17 protein-coding genes, 1 pseudogene and 1 riboswitch are annotated in these 16793 nt (G+C 37.3%); of the genes and pseudogenes, 6 read left to right on the top strand and 12 right to left on the bottom strand.

What is annotated here, in order from left to right:
- Positions 1 to 6: 6 nt before the first annotated feature.
- From FR932_RS07200 to FR932_RS07170, 7 genes are all read right to left on the bottom strand, one after another.
- Positions 7 to 276: a DUF3081 family protein gene (locus FR932_RS07200; protein WP_019440131.1), complete on the bottom strand. Its 270-nt coding sequence runs from the start codon at positions 274 to 276 to the stop codon at positions 7 to 9.
- Between the two features lie 217 nt (positions 277 to 493).
- Complete coding sequence (locus tag FR932_RS07195; protein WP_019440132.1) at positions 494 to 2173, bottom strand: methyl-accepting chemotaxis protein; 1680 nt, start codon at positions 2171 to 2173, stop codon at positions 494 to 496.
- A 291-nt stretch (positions 2174 to 2464) separates the two neighbouring features.
- Positions 2465 to 2974 (bottom strand): DoxX family protein, encoded by a 510-nt coding sequence (locus FR932_RS07190; protein ID WP_019440133.1) that lies wholly within the window; start codon positions 2972 to 2974, stop codon positions 2465 to 2467.
- A complete protein-coding gene (locus FR932_RS07185) occupies positions 2971 to 3861 on the bottom strand; it encodes an HvfC/BufC N-terminal domain-containing protein (RefSeq protein WP_019440134.1) in 891 nt (296 codons plus the stop codon). Before FR932_RS07185 ends, FR932_RS07190 begins: the two co-directional genes overlap by 4 nt.
- Entirely contained in the window at positions 3854 to 4783 is a 930-nt protein-coding gene (locus tag FR932_RS07180; protein ID WP_019440135.1) for an MbnB/TglH/ChrH family RiPP precursor modification enzyme, read from the bottom strand. Before FR932_RS07180 ends, FR932_RS07185 begins: the two co-directional genes overlap by 8 nt.
- Before the next feature lie 16 nt (positions 4784 to 4799).
- Positions 4800 to 5078: a BufA1 family periplasmic bufferin-type metallophore gene (locus FR932_RS07175; protein ID WP_019440136.1), complete on the bottom strand. Its 279-nt coding sequence runs from the start codon at positions 5076 to 5078 to the stop codon at positions 4800 to 4802.
- A gap of 9 nt (positions 5079 to 5087) precedes the next feature.
- Entirely contained in the window at positions 5088 to 5573 is a 486-nt protein-coding gene (locus tag FR932_RS07170; protein WP_019440137.1) for a YHS domain-containing (seleno)protein, read from the bottom strand.
- Between the two features lie 184 nt (positions 5574 to 5757).
- On the opposite strand from FR932_RS07170, the gene FR932_RS07165 reads away from it, so the two are divergent.
- Entirely contained in the window at positions 5758 to 6579 is an 822-nt protein-coding gene (locus tag FR932_RS07165; protein WP_019440138.1) for an AraC family transcriptional regulator, read from the top strand.
- Positions 6580 to 6704: 125 nt separating this feature from the next.
- Here the strand turns inward: FR932_RS07165 and FR932_RS07160 are convergent.
- A pseudogene (locus tag FR932_RS07160) lies at positions 6705 to 7223 on the bottom strand (oxidoreductase); the annotation flags it as partial.
- A 63-nt stretch (positions 7224 to 7286) separates the two neighbouring features.
- On the opposite strand from FR932_RS07160, the gene FR932_RS07155 reads away from it, so the two are divergent.
- From FR932_RS07155 to FR932_RS07145, 3 genes are all read left to right on the top strand, one after another.
- Entirely contained in the window at positions 7287 to 7634 is a 348-nt protein-coding gene (locus FR932_RS07155) for a TetR family transcriptional regulator C-terminal domain-containing protein (protein WP_019440140.1), read from the top strand.
- A 328-nt stretch (positions 7635 to 7962) separates the two neighbouring features.
- Positions 7963 to 9510: an alanine/glycine:cation symporter family protein gene (locus tag FR932_RS07150; protein ID WP_019440141.1), complete on the top strand. Its 1548-nt coding sequence runs from the start codon at positions 7963 to 7965 to the stop codon at positions 9508 to 9510.
- Between the two features lie 360 nt (positions 9511 to 9870).
- Positions 9871 to 10095 carry a plasmid replication protein RepB gene (locus FR932_RS07145; RefSeq protein ID WP_240532357.1) on the top strand — a complete coding sequence of 75 codons (225 nt, stop codon included), beginning with the start codon at positions 9871 to 9873 and terminating at the stop codon, positions 10093 to 10095.
- A 133-nt stretch (positions 10096 to 10228) separates the two neighbouring features.
- On the opposite strand, the gene FR932_RS07140 is transcribed toward FR932_RS07145, so the two are convergent.
- Entirely contained in the window at positions 10229 to 11239 is a 1011-nt protein-coding gene (locus tag FR932_RS07140; protein WP_019440143.1) for an adenosine deaminase, read from the bottom strand.
- Between the two features lie 69 nt (positions 11240 to 11308).
- Positions 11309 to 11408, bottom strand: a riboswitch (purine riboswitch).
- 40 nt (positions 11409 to 11448) lie between these two features.
- Complete coding sequence (locus FR932_RS21890; protein ID WP_425325884.1) at positions 11449 to 11592, bottom strand: MEKHLA domain-containing protein; 144 nt, start codon at positions 11590 to 11592, stop codon at positions 11449 to 11451.
- A gap of 243 nt (positions 11593 to 11835) precedes the next feature.
- Between FR932_RS21890 and FR932_RS07130 the strand changes: the two genes are divergently transcribed.
- Complete coding sequence (locus FR932_RS07130; protein ID WP_019440144.1) at positions 11836 to 12924, top strand: tyrosine-type recombinase/integrase; 1089 nt, start codon at positions 11836 to 11838, stop codon at positions 12922 to 12924.
- A gap of 93 nt (positions 12925 to 13017) precedes the next feature.
- On the opposite strand, the gene FR932_RS07125 is transcribed toward FR932_RS07130, so the two are convergent.
- Positions 13018 to 13413 carry a ribbon-helix-helix domain-containing protein gene (locus FR932_RS07125; protein WP_019440145.1) on the bottom strand — a complete coding sequence of 132 codons (396 nt, stop codon included), beginning with the start codon at positions 13411 to 13413 and terminating at the stop codon, positions 13018 to 13020.
- 1252 nt (positions 13414 to 14665) lie between these two features.
- Between FR932_RS07125 and FR932_RS07120 the strand changes: the two genes are divergently transcribed.
- Complete coding sequence (locus tag FR932_RS07120) at positions 14666 to 15544, top strand: DMT family transporter (protein ID WP_019440146.1); 879 nt, start codon at positions 14666 to 14668, stop codon at positions 15542 to 15544.
- 66 nt (positions 15545 to 15610) lie between these two features.
- Here the strand turns inward: FR932_RS07120 and FR932_RS07115 are convergent, their stop codons facing one another.
- On the bottom strand, positions 15611 to 16537 hold the full coding sequence (locus FR932_RS07115) for a bestrophin family protein (protein WP_019440147.1): 927 nt from the start codon (positions 16535 to 16537) through the stop codon (positions 15611 to 15613).
- Positions 16538 to 16793 lie beyond the last annotated feature (256 nt).

Raw genomic sequence — 16793 nt, 5'->3', positions numbered from 1 at the left:
TCCTTGTTATTCGTTGTCTTTATCATCGAGTAACTTTGATATCTTTTTAAAGAAGATATCAACGGTTTCTTTGTCTTTATAATCAAATCTATACGGACCATGAAATAACATGGTGACCGTCAAATCTTTATAGGCTAACCAACACGTATAACCATCGAAATCATGTGATGCTTTGATATCTGAAAACTCATAAGCACCATCTGACTTATTGCCTTTGCTGGTAATAAGATTAAATGCCTTTAACAAATTTCGTTTTTCTAACTTGTTCACATCCATAACGTTTCCTATTCTGACAATTTAAACGGGGTAAAACGTTGGCTAAATATTATAAGCAGATTAGCCACCAGCCGATTAAGACACCATAAAAAAACCATAGCGTCGATAGCTATGGTTATATACGCACTGAAAAGGTAAAAGGATCATTTGTTCATAAAAACAAAGTCCTCGCTAAGCTTATGGCTAAGTTAGCGGTCGATAAGTTAACGGTAGATAGTTACTTTAACTTGAAGTAACTTATCGAACTGAGTAACTCTTTGCTTAGATCTGATAGTGAAGATGCAGAGGACATTGATACTTGCGCCCGCGTGGTATTTTCTACGCTAACTTGATTCACATCGTTGACGTTGGTTTGGATCTCATCAAGTGTATTGGTTTGCTGCAATGACGCTGCCGATGTCTCTTTAGCTATGTCTTTAATTTGATTCACAGACATATTTATCTCGTCAATCACATTCCCTGCATTTGATACATGCTTAACACTTTCAAGTGATTTTGAATGACTGTTGTTAATCGTTGATACAGCCACCAGCGTACTCTGCTTAAGTGTATCCAGTGTTACATGAATTTCTGCTGTTGCGTCTTGTGTCCGCTGGGCCAAGTTTCTAACTTCATCTGCAACAACGGCAAAACCACGACCTTGTTCACCAGCACGCGCAGCTTCAATCGCTGCATTTAAAGCAAGCAGGTTTGTTTGATCAGCAATACTTTTGATTACTTCTAGAATAGATGTGATATTGTCAGCTTGACTATCAAGTTGCTGAATAGCAGATACCGAATTTTCAATTTCGCCAGCTAAACTTTCAATCGAACTAATCGTTTCATTAACAATAACCTTGCCTTTAATGGCCGATTCAATCGCATCATCTGATTTAGTTAATGCACCGTCAGCATGAGCTGAAACCTGAGTAGAGACAGAATATAACGCGTCAACAGACCCTGAAAGTTTAGTCATTTGAGAATGTTGAAATTCAGCATCTTCTATTCTTTGTTTATTATCGCTAAGCAAACCGTCTGTCGAAGCATTCAAATTATTAGCCAGTGAAGTAACAGATTTAAAAATGCTATTTAGATTATCGGTCATGCTAAATACCGAGCGTTTTATTTCACTAATCTCGTCTCGGTTATCGCTAGCTTCAATTGAACGACTTAGATCCCCTTCAGCTAAGGAATGAGTCACGGACACAATAGATTGCAAATCACTTTTAAGTCTACGCAGCATAAGTAGAGACATAACAATCACGATAAAAAATATACTTGCAGCAAGGAGCATAGATTGAAGCACAATTTGATTCTGAGCCGCGATGATTTGTTTTGAACGAATACTTGCCAATTCATCATGCATTTTATTTATTACATCAATAGTGCCGATAACTGGAGGGAAAGCTTGATGCGCGGCCTTTTCTGCTTTTTTACGTGCAACAAAAGTGGCTTTGGTTAACCAAACATCCGTTAATGTTGATAGCGAGGCGTTAAGGTGCTTTGCTTGTGTAACAAGTTGATCTCGAGTATTGAGTATGCCATCAGCTTGGCTAAGTGTGAGTACAGAATTCCATTCATTTTCAAGGGTCTTACTCGCGGTCATTAAACTCGCAACATAATCATTAATAAGTGTTTCAACTTTACCCGTGGCCGCTTCTAGCTCTGCTTGCTCTACAGCTCTTGCTGAAAACTTCATGCCAACGTCTTCTGAAAATTCGTAAGCCTTGAGAATGTCTTTCCATTTATTATTTATGTTTGAATAAAACTGCCTAATTTCAGAATCGAGTTCAATATTATCGACAACGGCACGACTATTAACGATTAGATTGACAGAGATAAATAGCAGCGAACACAATAACACCATGACAAGGCTAGATATTTTAAATGATAACGTAATGTTTTTGAGTAGGTTCAAGCTAAATCCTTGCTTTAGTTAATTCTGTCGAAACACAATAATGAGGAAACAGTTAGTGAAATGTTAATTATTACAATTCCGTTAACATTTCACTAACCCTACATTACGTATACGAAGAATAGAAGTCATTTCCACAAAAAATGCCTTGTAGAATAGGATTTAGCCCTTGTTATACTTACATTTGAATACACATTTGCCATTATTTAGTCAGGTGACAGCATGTTACGCTAATTTAAATGCCCTTAATTAGGTAGATTAGCTATCAGCTATATCGTACATAGAAATCGTTCGCTAGATTGTTGGTATTTTAGTTTCAACTGATTTCTGTTTCAATATTTCCCTTTTGACGATTTTGCGTTTAATTACATGGTCCAATGCAAAACGTCCTCCGCTAAATATCACGATTTGTAGCAATAATACTCCCCATAACACATGTTGAGCATATGCCGCCGCCGCGATGTCTTCTAAACTAATAACAGCGACAATATTAACGAAAAATAAGCCAAACGCAGAGAATCGACTCGCTAATCCAGCCATTAACAGTAAAGGTAAAATTATCTCGGCAGCCGTACCTAGGTAAGCAGCGAGTTCATAAGGTAATAAGGGTACGCTGTATTCTTCTTCAAACAAAAATAACGTGCTATCCCAATTGTTTAGCTTGGTTAATCCCGATGAAAAGAATGCCCAACCGACATAAACACGCGCAGCTAATAACACGACAGGTTCTAGCATAGTCACCTTTGCAACGACACGTCGATAGACTTGATGCGCTGATGACAATAGTGAATTTGAATTGTTCATGAGTAACTCTCTTTAAAATAATGAATTAGATTGTTTTCTATCGCGTTAACTAGCCAATCTTGAAAGGAAAAAGGCTGAAACGAAAAATCAGGATCGTGTTCTTCTCCATGCTCTTTACCGTTACCGTCTTTGTCACCTCTATCATTTATGGCATCAAGTGACTGAGCAAGTGAATACCCCTCTATTAAAGATTGAGTAAAGCGCCCCTCACTACTGGTTAACCTTGTTACGTGAGGTTGGAACTCAGGTCGATAGATCATGACGAAATGATCCACCAGCGCTGACGATAAGTATTGATTGGCATTATTCAATGCTGCTTTACGTTGACTCTCATTGTCATGATCGTGAGCATCATAAATTTCAACAATTGGAAAAGACGTTTTAAGCAATTGCACATTGTCATTAAACGCTATAAATATATGTTCGGGTTCACAGCGTCCTAGTATCTCTAACGAACCTTGAGCAAGAGTTTGATCATTGCCGTGTAATGCACAATGAACAGACCAATCTAGAGAAGTACAATCAGCAAGATATGGGTAATCCGCACATATATCAGTTGTAGCGATAAAATCAGCAAAATCAATTCCCCATTGTGCCCAATCACCTTGTGTTGGAGGTGATATTTGTAAAAACTGTTTAACTAAATCGGTACTTACATCACTATCAAGTAATTCAAACACAGTTGGAAAAGTGATACTGAGTGCACGCTGAGCATTAGCTAGTAAGTTACGACGATAAATATCAATGCCTTGAGCACTAAATCCATGCCGGCTATGTGTGATCGGATTTGAAAGCGGCTTACTCGAGAGATCGTCACTCCAAATAGCATCTAACAGTCGTTGCTGCTCACTCCTATACTGCTCATCAGTGATATGCTGCTTACACATTTTTAGCTCCTAACGCATGGCCTACAGCATTAATGCCTAATACAGCATTTGCTATATGACGTGCCTTTTTTGCTTCGCCAACTAATACTGACCATGTGGGTAAATCAGAATCCCACTCAACCAATGTAGGCACAGCACCAAAACGTGTTAATGCTTGACGATAACCTTGCCATACAGCATCAGAAACAGGACGCGCGTGATCGTCAATAACCATTTGGCCACCAGCTACAGGACTGCAACCGGCAAGATGTATTTGCGCTACACTATCTACTGGTAACACACTTATATAGTCGCTGACCGATGTTTGAATATTACCGTCTTCAAAATTCAAGCTATTAACAGCAATATTATTAATATCTAACAATATTTTAGCGCCGGTACGCTGACACAATTGCGTTAAAAACTCCGCCTCTGATAGATAACTCTCATCAAATTGCACATAAGCTGACACGTTTTCAATAATGAGCTGACGCCCTAAGTAGGTTTGGACTTTATCGACTTGATCACACATGCGTTTTAAATTTTCATGCGTGTGCGCAATAGGCAACAAATCACCGCTATGTATCAATTGTCCTTGCCCTAGGCCTTGTAAATGACCCCATGTAAAACAAGCATGTTCTGACATTAAAAAAGGATCTACCGTTTCGGTTAATTGCATTAAACGCGTTAAATAACTCGCAGGGATATCTGCTAATGAGCCGAGTCCCATAGAGGTCGAATGTAAACTGACAGGATATATCTCCCTTACCTGTTTAAGTACTGATAAGGCAGCGCCACCTTGACCAAAAAAGTTCTCGGAATGAACTTCAACAAAGTCGATTTCCTTAGCTAAAGTAATGTCCTTAGCTGAGATCAGTATGTCGGTAAAGTGTGGATGCCTTAAACCAACTCCCACTAATATATCGCTATTGTTTACCGACATAATATTCTCCTAGGTCTTATTTAGAAGCTGTATATAACTTTTTGGCTTCTTTTTTTGACAATCCACCCAATTCTGAACAGGTACCTTTTTTCACGAGCTTCCATTCCCCTTTGTCATCACTGAGGGTTGATTGTCCCGCGCAAGAATGTGTACCAGCCAAGTTAGCACAATCGTTTTGACCTGCTTTAGCGACGCCATAACATTTTTCTTTTTTACTGCCAGCTTCAGCTGATGCAATAACCCCCGTAGACATAACAGCCGCCAGTGCTGCGCTTACCAATAGTTTGTTATTCATAATGCTTCCTTAATCGTATACGATTTCGATTTGCTCTTCCGTTAAACCTTTAATATCAACCCAATTAACTTGTGCTGTTTCGATATAACCAGGGATATCTGTATTCCATTTTTTCTGAACAGATTTATTGTAGTTCAAATACAATTTATCACCACGAATGTGCCAAGCTGTTGGATCCGTATCTAATTTTTTATTCAGCGCCACACCCATTGCGCAAAAACCACCATATTGTGGCGCATATTTACTTGGGTCTGCTTTAAATAAATCACGGTTACTTGCAGATGCAAATTGATAAATAGCCCCATTGTAAGCGGCGGTATAATCGTTAGATCCTTTCGTTGGCGTGCCTTTGGTAAAGTAAGACACAGTATCGTAACCACTAATGGCGATGTCGTTACTGTTGGCGTTAACTTCAATGTTCGCAGCAAAAGTAAGGCTACTTGCTAGCAATGCTGTTGTTATGAATGTTGATTTTACAAATGTTGAAAGTTTCATAATATTCTCCGTTTACTATTGTTAATAAATAATCAAATACGTAATTAAAAGCGTGGTGCTATTTATTTACGCCTTTGAAGATTGTCTTCCTTAGTTATCAATATAGTGCTTTCAATAAGTCTAAAGGGATGACATAGTCCTAGTATTGAACCCAATCGTCCAAACCGTTTACTATGAGGTAATAATGGATCCGTTATCAGTCATTCTTCAACGTTTCTCGATGAACACAGATGTTTTTTTCACCGGAAACCTGTGCGGTATTTCTAATTTCAACCGGGAACCTAACAAAGGTCACTTACATCTATTACAAAGTGGCGAGATAACCATTATTGATGAACAGGGAGTTTCGCATTTAATTGACGAGCCAACGGTCATGTTTTTTCCAACACAACATGCCCACCGAGTAATAGCGAGCAAAGATAATCCACCGAAACTGGTTTGTGCCAACATCGTTTATAGTGAAAATACCGCTAACCCGATTGCGGATGCCTTACCGAGATTGTTATGTTTTAAACTCAGTGAGAACGAAGCGTTAATGAAAACAGCGCAATGGTTGTTTGAAGAGGCATTTAATGAAGACAGCGGTCGCCTGCCAATGATTAATTCCCTTACGGACATCTTTATCATTTACGTGCTACGCCATGTGATAGATAACAACATAATGCAACATGGCCTACTTGCCGGCCTAGCCCATCCACAACTGTCTAAAGTCTTGTTAGCCATACATGATGCACCGGAAAGACAATGGGGATTGGAGGATATGGCCGCGCTAGCGTTGATGTCTCGTTCCAAATTTGCCGATGTATTTAAGCGCACTGTAGGTCAAAGCCCAGGGGACTATATAATTGATTGGCGTATTATTATTGCTAAGGGTCTATTACAACAAAACAAGCCTGTGTCCATTGTGGCGAATGCCGTGGGGTATGAAAATGGCTCTGCGCTGGCAAGAGTATTCAGGAAGAAATTGGGAATATCGCCAAAACAATGGCTTGAAGACACGCTTTAATAAAAAAGGGCTCGCGCAATGCTAACCCTTTACAACAAAACTGCTTAATCTAAAACTAGGCTGCTTATCCTAAACCAAGCCACTTAGCTTTAAACCAAATGACTTAACTTCAAACAAAACTAATTTTAAACCAAACTCGTCAACATACTATCTGAGTATTCAACCAGTTCTTTGCCATCGCGAACACGCTCAACATAATCAGGGTTAGCAATAAATGGTCGGCCTATCGCAAGCAGATCAAATTTATCTTCAGTAATTGCTTCACTACCCGCTTCAGCGGTAAAGCTACCAACACCAACGAGTGTCTTGTTATATATGCTACGAACATAACTTGAAGCGCGGCCACCTAAATAGTCAAATTCCATTGCGTCATCGAACACACCAATATGCAGGAAGGCTAAATCACGTTTTTCAAGTTCAGGCACAAGGTAATCGAATACAGCACGGTCACGATTGTCACCAGCCATATTAAAGTATGCTCCAGGTGATACACGCAGCGCCGTTCTGTCATTCCCAATGCGGGCAGCAATAGCATCAACAACTTCCAATGCGAAACGTGACATGTTTTCAGGTGTCTGGCCATATTCGTCAGTACGGCGGTTACTGTCATGATGCAAGAATTGGTCAATTAAGTACCCGCTGCTTTAGAGCAATATCGCTTAGACAGAAATACAGAGTTCACCGCTATCTTTACCGGTACACTACCCGTGTTAACTGAGCTTAAAGCTTATTTAGATAATATTGTTTTAGAATGCCAGAGTTGCGATGCCTCTCGCGCTTGTTTACTGACTAAGGCACTGAATGAAGTTGCAGAACAAGATGAAGAAGTCCGTCGTATTATCACGCAACATCTTGCTAACTGGCAACTTGCGATCACTCAAGTGTTACAAAAAGCGATAGATCAGAAAGAGATTGTGACTGAACGCAACGCCGATTTACGCGCGCATTATCTGATGATGGGAATATATGGCTTACGTACCTTTGCGCATACACATCCAGAAGGCAATACCATCAAGAAACTAGCAAAGCAGCTTTATCAAGATGTGTGTCGATAGCGTCGAAACGACTAACACCTATAGAGTATTATGCTAATAAAAGGTGATTACCTTAACAGATCGTCAGTAACACTGCGTTAATTACACTTTATCCAACAAAACCCCTTTCACTAAAACATTAACCCTAAACTACCAATTTAAATCAGTTCAAATCACTAGATATAAAAACAAAATCAAAATTAACCACTAAATATGAACCTTAGTGGTTGTTGAGTTAATCTTAATATATTGTTAATTTATTTTTCCATGGAGCGGTAAACACGGTAATGAATAGTGAATTATTCTATTACCTGTCGCTTAAATCAGCTAAATCATGGATGGAATTAATATGATCACAAAGGTTAGTCGCTACATTATCGTAATGTTAAGCATGTTTACCTCTTCGGCTTTTGCCGCCAGCGAGCAAGTTGGGTTTGATAAAGCTGTCGATCAGTTTTTTAACGAAAACCTCAGTTGGTTCGCCAATACAATCTTCACATCCGTTCCTGTTAATGGGACAAACTTCCCTATCATTGTTGGCTGGCTATTCATCGCCGCTATTATCTTCACCTTCTATTTTGGTTTTGTGCAGTTCAAACGCTTTGGTCTTGCAGTTAAGATCGTTAAAGGTGACTTCACCGATCCGAATAAAGACGAACCAGGACAAGTTTCCCATTTCCAAGCATTAACGACGGCTCTGTCAGGTACTGTCGGATTAGGTAATATTGCTGGTGTTGGTGCGGCCCTTGCTATTGGTGGTCCCGGTGCAACATTTTGGATGATCCTTTGTGGCCTATTAGGTATGGCATCTAAATTTTGTGAATGTACTCTTGGTGTAAAATATCGTAATCAGTTACCAAATGGTGACGTTTCAGGTGGTCCAATGTACTACCTGAGTCGCGGTTTAAAAGAACGTGGTTTCACTAACTTAGGAAAATTCCTCGCTGTTGGTTTTGCCATCATGACAATTCTCGGCGCCCTTGGTGGTGGCAATATGTTCCAAGGTAACCAAGCGAATGCAATGATAGTGCAAACATTGGGTCTACCAGAAGGTTATGGTTGGGTAACGGGTGTGATTCTAGCCTGTATGGTGGCATCGGTTATTATCGGTGGCATGCCATCAATCGCAAAAGTGACAGGTAAGCTTGTTCCTACAATGGCGTTATTATATGTCGGTATGTCTGTGATTGTATTAGCATCTAACGCTTCTATGATTGGAGATGCATTTGCTCAAATCATTGATGGTGCCTTTACTGGCGAAGGTGTTGCTGGTGGTTTCATTGGCGCATTGATCCAAGGTATGAAGCGAGCAACATTCTCGAATGAAGCCGGTGTTGGTTCAGCTGCGATTGCCCATGCCGCAGTAAAAACCAAAGAACCAATCACAGAAGGCCTAGTATCAGTGCTGGAACCTTTCATTGATACGGTTGTAATTTGTACGATGACAGCCTTAGTAATTACAATCTCAGGCATGAACAATGGCGAGCTCAGTGGCGTAACACTGACTGCTGCTGCATTTACCGAAACGGCAGATATTTTCCAATACGTACTCGCAGTCGCTGTTGTAATGTTTGCATTCTCAACAATGATTTCGTGGTCTTACTATGGTCTTAAGGCATGGACTTACTTGTTTGGCGAAGGTAAAACGACTGAACTTGTATACAAAATTATGTTTTGTTGTTTTGTTGTGGTCGGCGCCAGCGTAAGTTTTGGTGCTGTAATCGACTTCTCTGATGCAGCGATTTTTGCAATGTCTATTTTCAATATTATCGGTTTGTATTTCTTAATGCCGGTAGTGAAAAAAGAGCTACAATCATTTATTGCCCGTGTTCAATCAGGTGAAATTAAAGATTACAGTAAAGAAGCAGTATTGGTCACTAAACAGTTAAAGGACTAACATTTATAATTTAAACTTAAACGTATGACTTTAATGATAAAAATCCCAGCTAATAGCATAGGCTGGGATTTTTATCATTTATATTATTCAGTTATTTAAATCCCCTAAAAACATTTTAAACCCACTAATTCTGAACCTAACTATCGACCTAACTATCGACCTAAATATCAATAGTTACCATATTATTACGCCATCTCTACGGTATAGTTACAACATATTTACTGTAAAATTACGCTGTAAACACCATATAAATCACAATCAAATTCCAAATTTGATTGTTAAAAATTAGTTTTTGATTGTAGAATATAACCTGTAATTTAACCCTATTTATAGAGATTTAGTAACTTGGAACTTAAAGAATTGAAGGTTTTGTTTGATAATGGCGGCCTGAAGAAAATAACAGTAAAACGAGCACCTTTGATGAATGGTTACATTATCATTGCCCAAACAACGAATAAAAATGTGCATGTGATGACTTCTCAACGTGAAGAATCCAATACACCAAGAGCGTTTAAGACAATTGATTCTGCCGCTGCAAATGCACAAAAGATTGGTTTTAAGAAGATAACTGTCGATTTCACGTAATAAGAATAAACACTGTATATCTATACAGTGTTTATTCTATCCCCGTAAAAATGGCACTTTATGGCCACCTTTACTCATAACTAAGTGATTACTGCTTATAATTAACGGCTATTTACTCGTCATTAAGGGATATTTATGAATGATGAAGTGCTAAGTAGGCTTCATTTATTGAGAACAAACGCTTTTTTTCAAGTTCTGAAATGAAACTGGCTTCAATCGCATTGAAAGTAAATTGGGCAATTTCAACTTTAGTCATCATATGCGCTTCCCCAACAGCCATAAAGTTGTCCGTCATATAACCACCGAAGTATGCTGGATCATCTGAATTTATCGTAACACAAACACCTTTGCGTAAAAGCTCAACAATATTGTGCTCAGACATTTCCTCAAATACTTTAAGCTTGATGTTAGATAACGGGCAAACCGTCAAAGGCGTTCTTAGTTTTGCTAACTCTTCGACAAAATGATCATCATCAGAACAACGTACACCGTGATCAATTCGGGTTATTTTCAACAGCTCTAACGCATCGCGAATACTACTCGCAGGTCCTTCTTCACCAGCATGAGCGACAGTGAGAAAACCTTCACTCAATGATTTTTCGAATACACGTTCAAACTTACTGGCTGGATTACCATTTTCTGACGAATCTAAACCAACAGCGATGATCTTATCTTTATGTGCTAACGCCTGCTCTAAAGTAATAAATGCTGACTCTTCATCCAAATGACGTAAAAAACACATGATTAACTGACTGCTAATATTGAATTCTTCTGCCGCTTTAGTTAATGCTTTATCAATTCCATTCACGACGGTATCAAAACTAATACCACGATCTGTGTGTGTTTGTGGATCGAAGAATACCTCAGTATGCACTACATTGTCGTTTTTACAGCGCAGTAAATAAGCCCAAGTGAGATCGAAAAAGTCTTGCTCGGTGATGAGTACATTAGCACCTTGATAATAAATATCTAAAAATGATTGGAGATTATGAAAATCGTACGCGTCTTTTACTTCAGCAAATGAGTTGAATGGGATTTCAATATTGTTACGTGCGGCCAGTTCAAACATCAATTCCGGTTCAAGCGTGCCTTCAATATGTAAGTGAAGTTCTACTTTTGGTAAGTCTTGAATAAATTGTTTCATGATTAAGTTCCTAATAAGATTTATTAAGTACTTCTCTTTAATAAGAAAAAAGCTACAAAGAGAAAAGTACTGATGTACTAAACTCTTCGTAATCAGGAGTTAACGGTTCCTGGTAGAGACCCCCAATCCATATTATTGGGGTTATACGAAGTGAAAACTAATAGCATAATTGAAATGCGATATTAGTTTGAAACTGATTTTACAGAATATTATTTCGCAAGTCTATGATTTAAAGATAGCAGCTTGACGGCGAAAGACCCATTGTTATCAATAAGATTCCAGAATATTGCATTTTCTATCCAAAAAGTACACCCGCTTGCGGAAATACGTAAACCACGATAAAGCTCTTTCATTACGTAATGGCATAAAAACGGTCGTAACATAGTCGTATTCTATTTTATTATTTCGTATAATTACTATATGAATGAGTCATTTACGCGACGCTACGTGAAATCTACTAGCTAGGATACTAATCAGCGTTTCAGATTTCACGTAGCGCACGAAAAAACAAGCCATTTATACTGTTTGCTTATACAGTTGTTAATGCTATAATTGACGCGATAATATTTAAGGTCTTTGATAAACGCGGATGTGTAATGCCTAAAGCATTGATAAATATAAATAATAATTCAATTGTAGCATCTAATAACTTGAGCGAAGAACACATTGAAAACCTCATTAGGTTCAGTGATCGTAAAGAACAATTAGAAGAAAACACGCTAAAATCACTACATTTCCATGTCAGTAAATTTAATGATTATTGCGCTAGTCGTAATGTGATCCCCTTGCCTTTGCAAGATGCGACTGTACTTGAATCTTTCCTTATCAAAGAAAATGAACGTGGTTGTAAAGCACAAACCTTACGTATTTATGCCTGGGCTGTTTCCAAAATACACAGTTTAGCGGGTTTAGAGATCCCTTATTTCAAAACCATTATTACCGCTCGATTGAAGATAATATATAAACAAGAGGTAAAACTCGGTGTAAAGCGTAAGCAAGCCGTAGCCTTTTCTTATGGCCACCTTAAATTTGTAAACGATAAACTTGATATCAATTCACTGCTTTCCATCCGCAATGTTTTACTATTGAACATTTGTTATGACGGTTTGCTACGTGAAAGTGAAGCCTGTAATTTGTTTATCGATCAGATTCAAAAAGTGAATGGTCTATATAACATCAACATTACTAATTCAAAAACGGATAAGTCATTAGATGGTTCGATCGTGCATTTAAGTAAATTCACCTCTAAATTACTGCCTTTATATTTACAAAAAGTAGCTGCACACCACGGCCAATTTCTGTTTAAACGTATTACCCCACGTGGCGGTAAATTAGAAACGCTAAAGATTAGCGATATAACGCCGAACCCGTATGATAAAGCTATATCGACGAAAACCGTTGAATTGGTATTTGCTAACACATGGCATACTATTACTGCACACAACCTAATGCTTGGTTTTGAAGATCATATTGATTTACCGGAACGACCTTTTAGCGGTCACTCAGCTCGAGTCGGCGCATCTTGCGATCTTGTTAGCGCGGGTTTTGATGACTCATTAGTTATGCGAGCGGGAAGATGGAAAACATTAAGAATGGTTGAACTATATACTCGTGGCGTGAATAATAAATTTGCGACGGTCAGAGAATTTAGAGAACGACTAGAAACCATCACTAACACCGAATAAATCAAACCTCCTCGCACGCGATGGTAAATAATGGAAAGACATCAGCCTTTCCAATCAACCCACTACATTTCATCAATGTAATAAATAGAAATGTTAACCATCTATTAGCTGAACCATTTCGTTTAGCGTGGCATGAAACATACAGCTTACATCATCATGGCTAAACTCATTACCATTTAAGTTGACGGTAATTTCAGTATCATCATTATCCGTTTCAACATACAGCGTGTTTTTAATTTTTGCATAGTTTTCTAGCAACACATTTTCAGCATGCTTTCGTGTGATCTTATTACTTAGGTGTACGGTAATAATCCCCGTCCCTAGCAACAGTTTATTCATGCCATGTTCAAAAACATCCGCAAGCATACCTTCAACAAACTGACTTTTTGAAACATTGCATTGTTCGCTTATTGTTTCTAATTTTTCAAGTAAGTCTTCATACATTCTTATCGTACTATTCTTTCTGGTTGCGTCAGGCTTAATTTTCATATTTTTACCATTGAGTCTATGAGAGTTGGTAAAGTTCTATTATATTTAAAATTGAACTAAAGTGAATACATAATAGCATAACTTTGAGTTTATATAAGAATTATTATTCAAAAACAAATGTTAATATTTTAAGTAATTAATGCTTTTAATAAGACTTTGTTTTGTTTTACATAATGGCTTTTAATTATTTAAACAGATAATCTTACAGTGTCGTAATAATATATTAATATTATGCTCCCCAAAATAAATATTAATATTAAATATTTTGGGTTTAAATTATTCAGCCTAAAACACTGAAATACAAGGCCTTTATTTCGTTTAACGGTCATTATACGAAACAAAGCTTGTTTTAGGCGATTACTGATGCATTTAATTTTCACTTTAAATAATTTATCATATAATCCACACTTAGATTTTAATGTGAACACATTCTGAATATCAACTTGCGTCAAAGTGGAGTTTGTTTGTGATTTTATAGATAATCACGATGAAATATAAATAAGTTATAATTGGATTTACTTTTACTTGTTAAACGACGTCATATCATAAGTCTTAAATTAGGACTATTCATATCAGGAATTATGCTCAACTCACTTTAGGTCGTTTTTTTTGATTTATGGAGGTCATTACCCATGATAATCATCAGAATTCACACAGAACACCATTAAAAACCAATAAAAACACATTTAACAATTAATAATCAACACCTTACATGTAAAAAAGAGATTTTAAATGAATTTTTATAAGCTGGTTTTCACTGATATACTGCCATATATTAACCAAAACCCTATTCTCAAATAGATTTAAATGGAAATATATAATATTTATGTTCCTACAACTAACCACTGACAACATTTTACTTCACCAAATACAGCTGTATATACATACAGCTGTATTTGATGTGCCGTAAAAACATGACCTTAAATTTACATACTAATTAACATTTTAATTTTAATCGTTATAATACAACAACTTAAAAACAACGCGTAAAAATCACCTAATATATGAAAACGGCTGCTAATGGAGTTTATGTTTGATTAATAGAGGCGAATACCTTGTTATTATTACTAGTTGGTAAGAAAGTAAGTATGTAACTTGTTCATATCCGATGTGACATTCAGTTATCGTCAGCTATAAATCAATTTAGAAAATTAAATATATTTAATACAACGCCTAGAATGGGAAGTTGAAAAGAATGGCGTTAAAATACAGGTCTCATCATGACTAACTAAAATTGCCCCTCAGGAACATAATGCCAAAAAATCACAAAGCCGACTCTATACTGGTGATCACTACGTTACTCGCATCTGCCGGTTGGATATTTTCTAGCGAAGCTATTCAAGGCTTACCCAGTGCTGGGTTCATCGGCATCAGGTTTATTCTTGCCTCGCTATTATTACTGCCTTTTTGTTATCGAGGTCTTTTCTCGCTAGATCGTAAAACCTTACTCCAAGCTTCAACAGTTGGTTGCTTTCTTGGCGCTGCAATATTACTTTGGATATATGCCATATCGATCAGTGACTCATTGGGCGAAGGTGCCTTTATCATGAGTTTATCTATGCTGTTAGTACCTATTGTTGCTTGGTTATTATTTAAAAATAGACCACCTCGCATGTTTTGGTTTTCATTACCTTTCGCGATTGCAGGTTTGTTATTTCTATCACAAGGTAGTGTTTGGTCGTTATCAGGTAGTCAAATCTGGTTTGCAATTGCAGCGTTGATGTTAGCGATTCAGTTTAATTTAAACAGTCACTTTGCCCAGAAGATACCAACACTCGTCCTTACCTGTATTCAGTTATTTGTTACCGGTCTTTTAGGTATTACCGTGTCATTACTCACCGAAACTTGGCCAGAATTAATCGGTATTGAAACCTGGGGTTGGTTAGGGATGAGTGTATTTATTGCAACGAGTTTACGCTATGCATTACAAACTGCAGGTCAAAAAAATACTACGACAGCAAATGCGGCGATCATTATGATTTTAGAACCAGTGTGGACTGTAATTTTAAGCATGCTTTGGTACGATGAAACGATGGGAATGACAAAATTGATAGGTTGTTGCTTAATATTGTTTTCACTGTTGATTTATCGCGTGAGTCCTAAATATTTATTGAAAATAAAAACAGCTTAGCTTGTTAATTTACAGTGCTTACTCTCAATAATTATAGAAAGTAAGTACTATAAATTATAAAAATACCTATTCTATTAAATGAGATTTAGGTTTAATAGGCTCGGGTAAGTTAGTTTCCCCCATCAATTCCAACAGACTAATTTCTAATGAACGAGTCATTGCGTGCAGTGGTAAATCATTAGAAGATAAACCAAATGGTTTTTCTAACTCTTCACTTAATGCATCTAATCCAAAAAAAGTATACGCGACTATTGCACAAAATAGTGGCGTGGCAAATCCTTGAGACGCAACAAGTCCAAAGGGTAATATGATGCAATATAAATAAGATGTACGTTGAACAAGTAATCGATATGCAAATGGTAATGGCGTATTATCGATTCGCTCACAGGCAGCTTGCACACTTGTCATTGATGTAATGTGTTCATCGATACTTTGAACGAGAAAATCAGACAATAATTTTTTATGTCTACATGTACCAAGTTTTACCCCCATCAAGCGTAATATTGAATCTGGAATATTATAGGATTTCTTAAGATAATCGATATCTTCTTGTTCTAAAAATTTTCGTATATCATCCCACGGTTCTGTTTTACGTAGATGATGCCGCAATGCATGATTAAAAGCGATGGTCAGATTAACTAACCGCTTTTGCATTAATTCCCCCCCTTCTTTATTACTATCTATAAATGAATATACCTGTCTCGCTAAACTACGAGAATCGACTATTAACTGCCCCCATTGTTTTCTCGCTTCCCACCAACGTTCATAACAGGCATTATTACGAAAACCTAAAAACAAGGATAGTGCGACACCTAACAGGGTAAATGGCGCAATCGTATAAGTTGGAAATATGATGGGATAACTGTACTGTGCAAATGCAACTAAGGTGCTGAGTAACGCAATAAATAATATTTGTGGAAAGACCAACGGAATAATGGAACCTTCTAGAATAAAAAACAGTTTAAATACACTTGGTTTATCACGAATAATCATTTGATGCCTTCTATGTTAGCGGGTGACATACTAAATATTAGTGTAATCCTGTAGAACTACAGATATTCAGTGGCAATGCCTGCCTATTTTTAACCATCAATTATATTTATTTTCAAATAATTGTTAACCCCCCTACTCGGTAAATGACAAATACCAGGTGGTAATAATGCCTTAATAGCATACTTTCACTCCGTAAATAGATTCAATTTAAACATCCTTTTACTCCAAAATATCCATTAGATTTACTAATTCCTAT

This window comes from Moritella marina ATCC 15381 (genome assembly GCF_008931805.1).
GTDB classification, from domain to species: domain Bacteria; phylum Pseudomonadota; class Gammaproteobacteria; order Enterobacterales; family Moritellaceae; genus Moritella; species Moritella marina.
Note: the sequence above shows the minus strand (reverse complement) of the source record. Positions and strands in the feature narration are given on the sequence as shown.

What these genes read in the sequence shown, in the direction of transcription:
- FR932_RS07200 (WP_019440131.1), bottom strand. Translation starts at nt 276, where the DNA reads ATGGATGTGAACAAGTTAGAAAAACGAAATTTGTTAAAGGCATTTAAT.
- FR932_RS07190 (WP_019440133.1), bottom strand. Translation starts at nt 2,974, where the DNA reads ATGAACAATTCAAATTCACTATTGTCATCAGCGCATCAAGTCTATCGA.
- FR932_RS07185 (WP_019440134.1), bottom strand. Translation starts at nt 3,861, where the DNA reads ATGTGTAAGCAGCATATCACTGATGAGCAGTATAGGAGTGAGCAGCAA.
- FR932_RS07180 (WP_019440135.1), bottom strand. Translation starts at nt 4,783, where the DNA reads ATGTCGGTAAACAATAGCGATATATTAGTGGGAGTTGGTTTAAGGCAT.
- FR932_RS07175 (WP_019440136.1), bottom strand. Translation starts at nt 5,078, where the DNA reads ATGAATAACAAACTATTGGTAAGCGCAGCACTGGCGGCTGTTATGTCT.
- FR932_RS07170 (WP_019440137.1), bottom strand. Translation starts at nt 5,573, where the DNA reads ATGAAACTTTCAACATTTGTAAAATCAACATTCATAACAACAGCATTG.
- FR932_RS07165 (WP_019440138.1), top strand. Translation starts at nt 5,758, where the DNA reads ATGGATCCGTTATCAGTCATTCTTCAACGTTTCTCGATGAACACAGAT.
- FR932_RS07150 (WP_019440141.1), top strand. Translation starts at nt 7,963, where the DNA reads ATGATCACAAAGGTTAGTCGCTACATTATCGTAATGTTAAGCATGTTT.
- FR932_RS07140 (WP_019440143.1), bottom strand. Translation starts at nt 11,239, where the DNA reads ATGAAACAATTTATTCAAGACTTACCAAAAGTAGAACTTCACTTACAT.
- FR932_RS21890 (WP_425325884.1), bottom strand. Translation starts at nt 11,592, where the DNA reads ATGAAAGAGCTTTATCGTGGTTTACGTATTTCCGCAAGCGGGTGTACT.
- FR932_RS07130 (WP_019440144.1), top strand. Translation starts at nt 11,836, where the DNA reads ATGCCTAAAGCATTGATAAATATAAATAATAATTCAATTGTAGCATCT.
- FR932_RS07125 (WP_019440145.1), bottom strand. Translation starts at nt 13,413, where the DNA reads ATGAAAATTAAGCCTGACGCAACCAGAAAGAATAGTACGATAAGAATG.
- FR932_RS07120 (WP_019440146.1), top strand. Translation starts at nt 14,666, where the DNA reads ATGCCAAAAAATCACAAAGCCGACTCTATACTGGTGATCACTACGTTA.
- FR932_RS07115 (WP_019440147.1), bottom strand. Translation starts at nt 16,537, where the DNA reads ATGATTATTCGTGATAAACCAAGTGTATTTAAACTGTTTTTTATTCTA.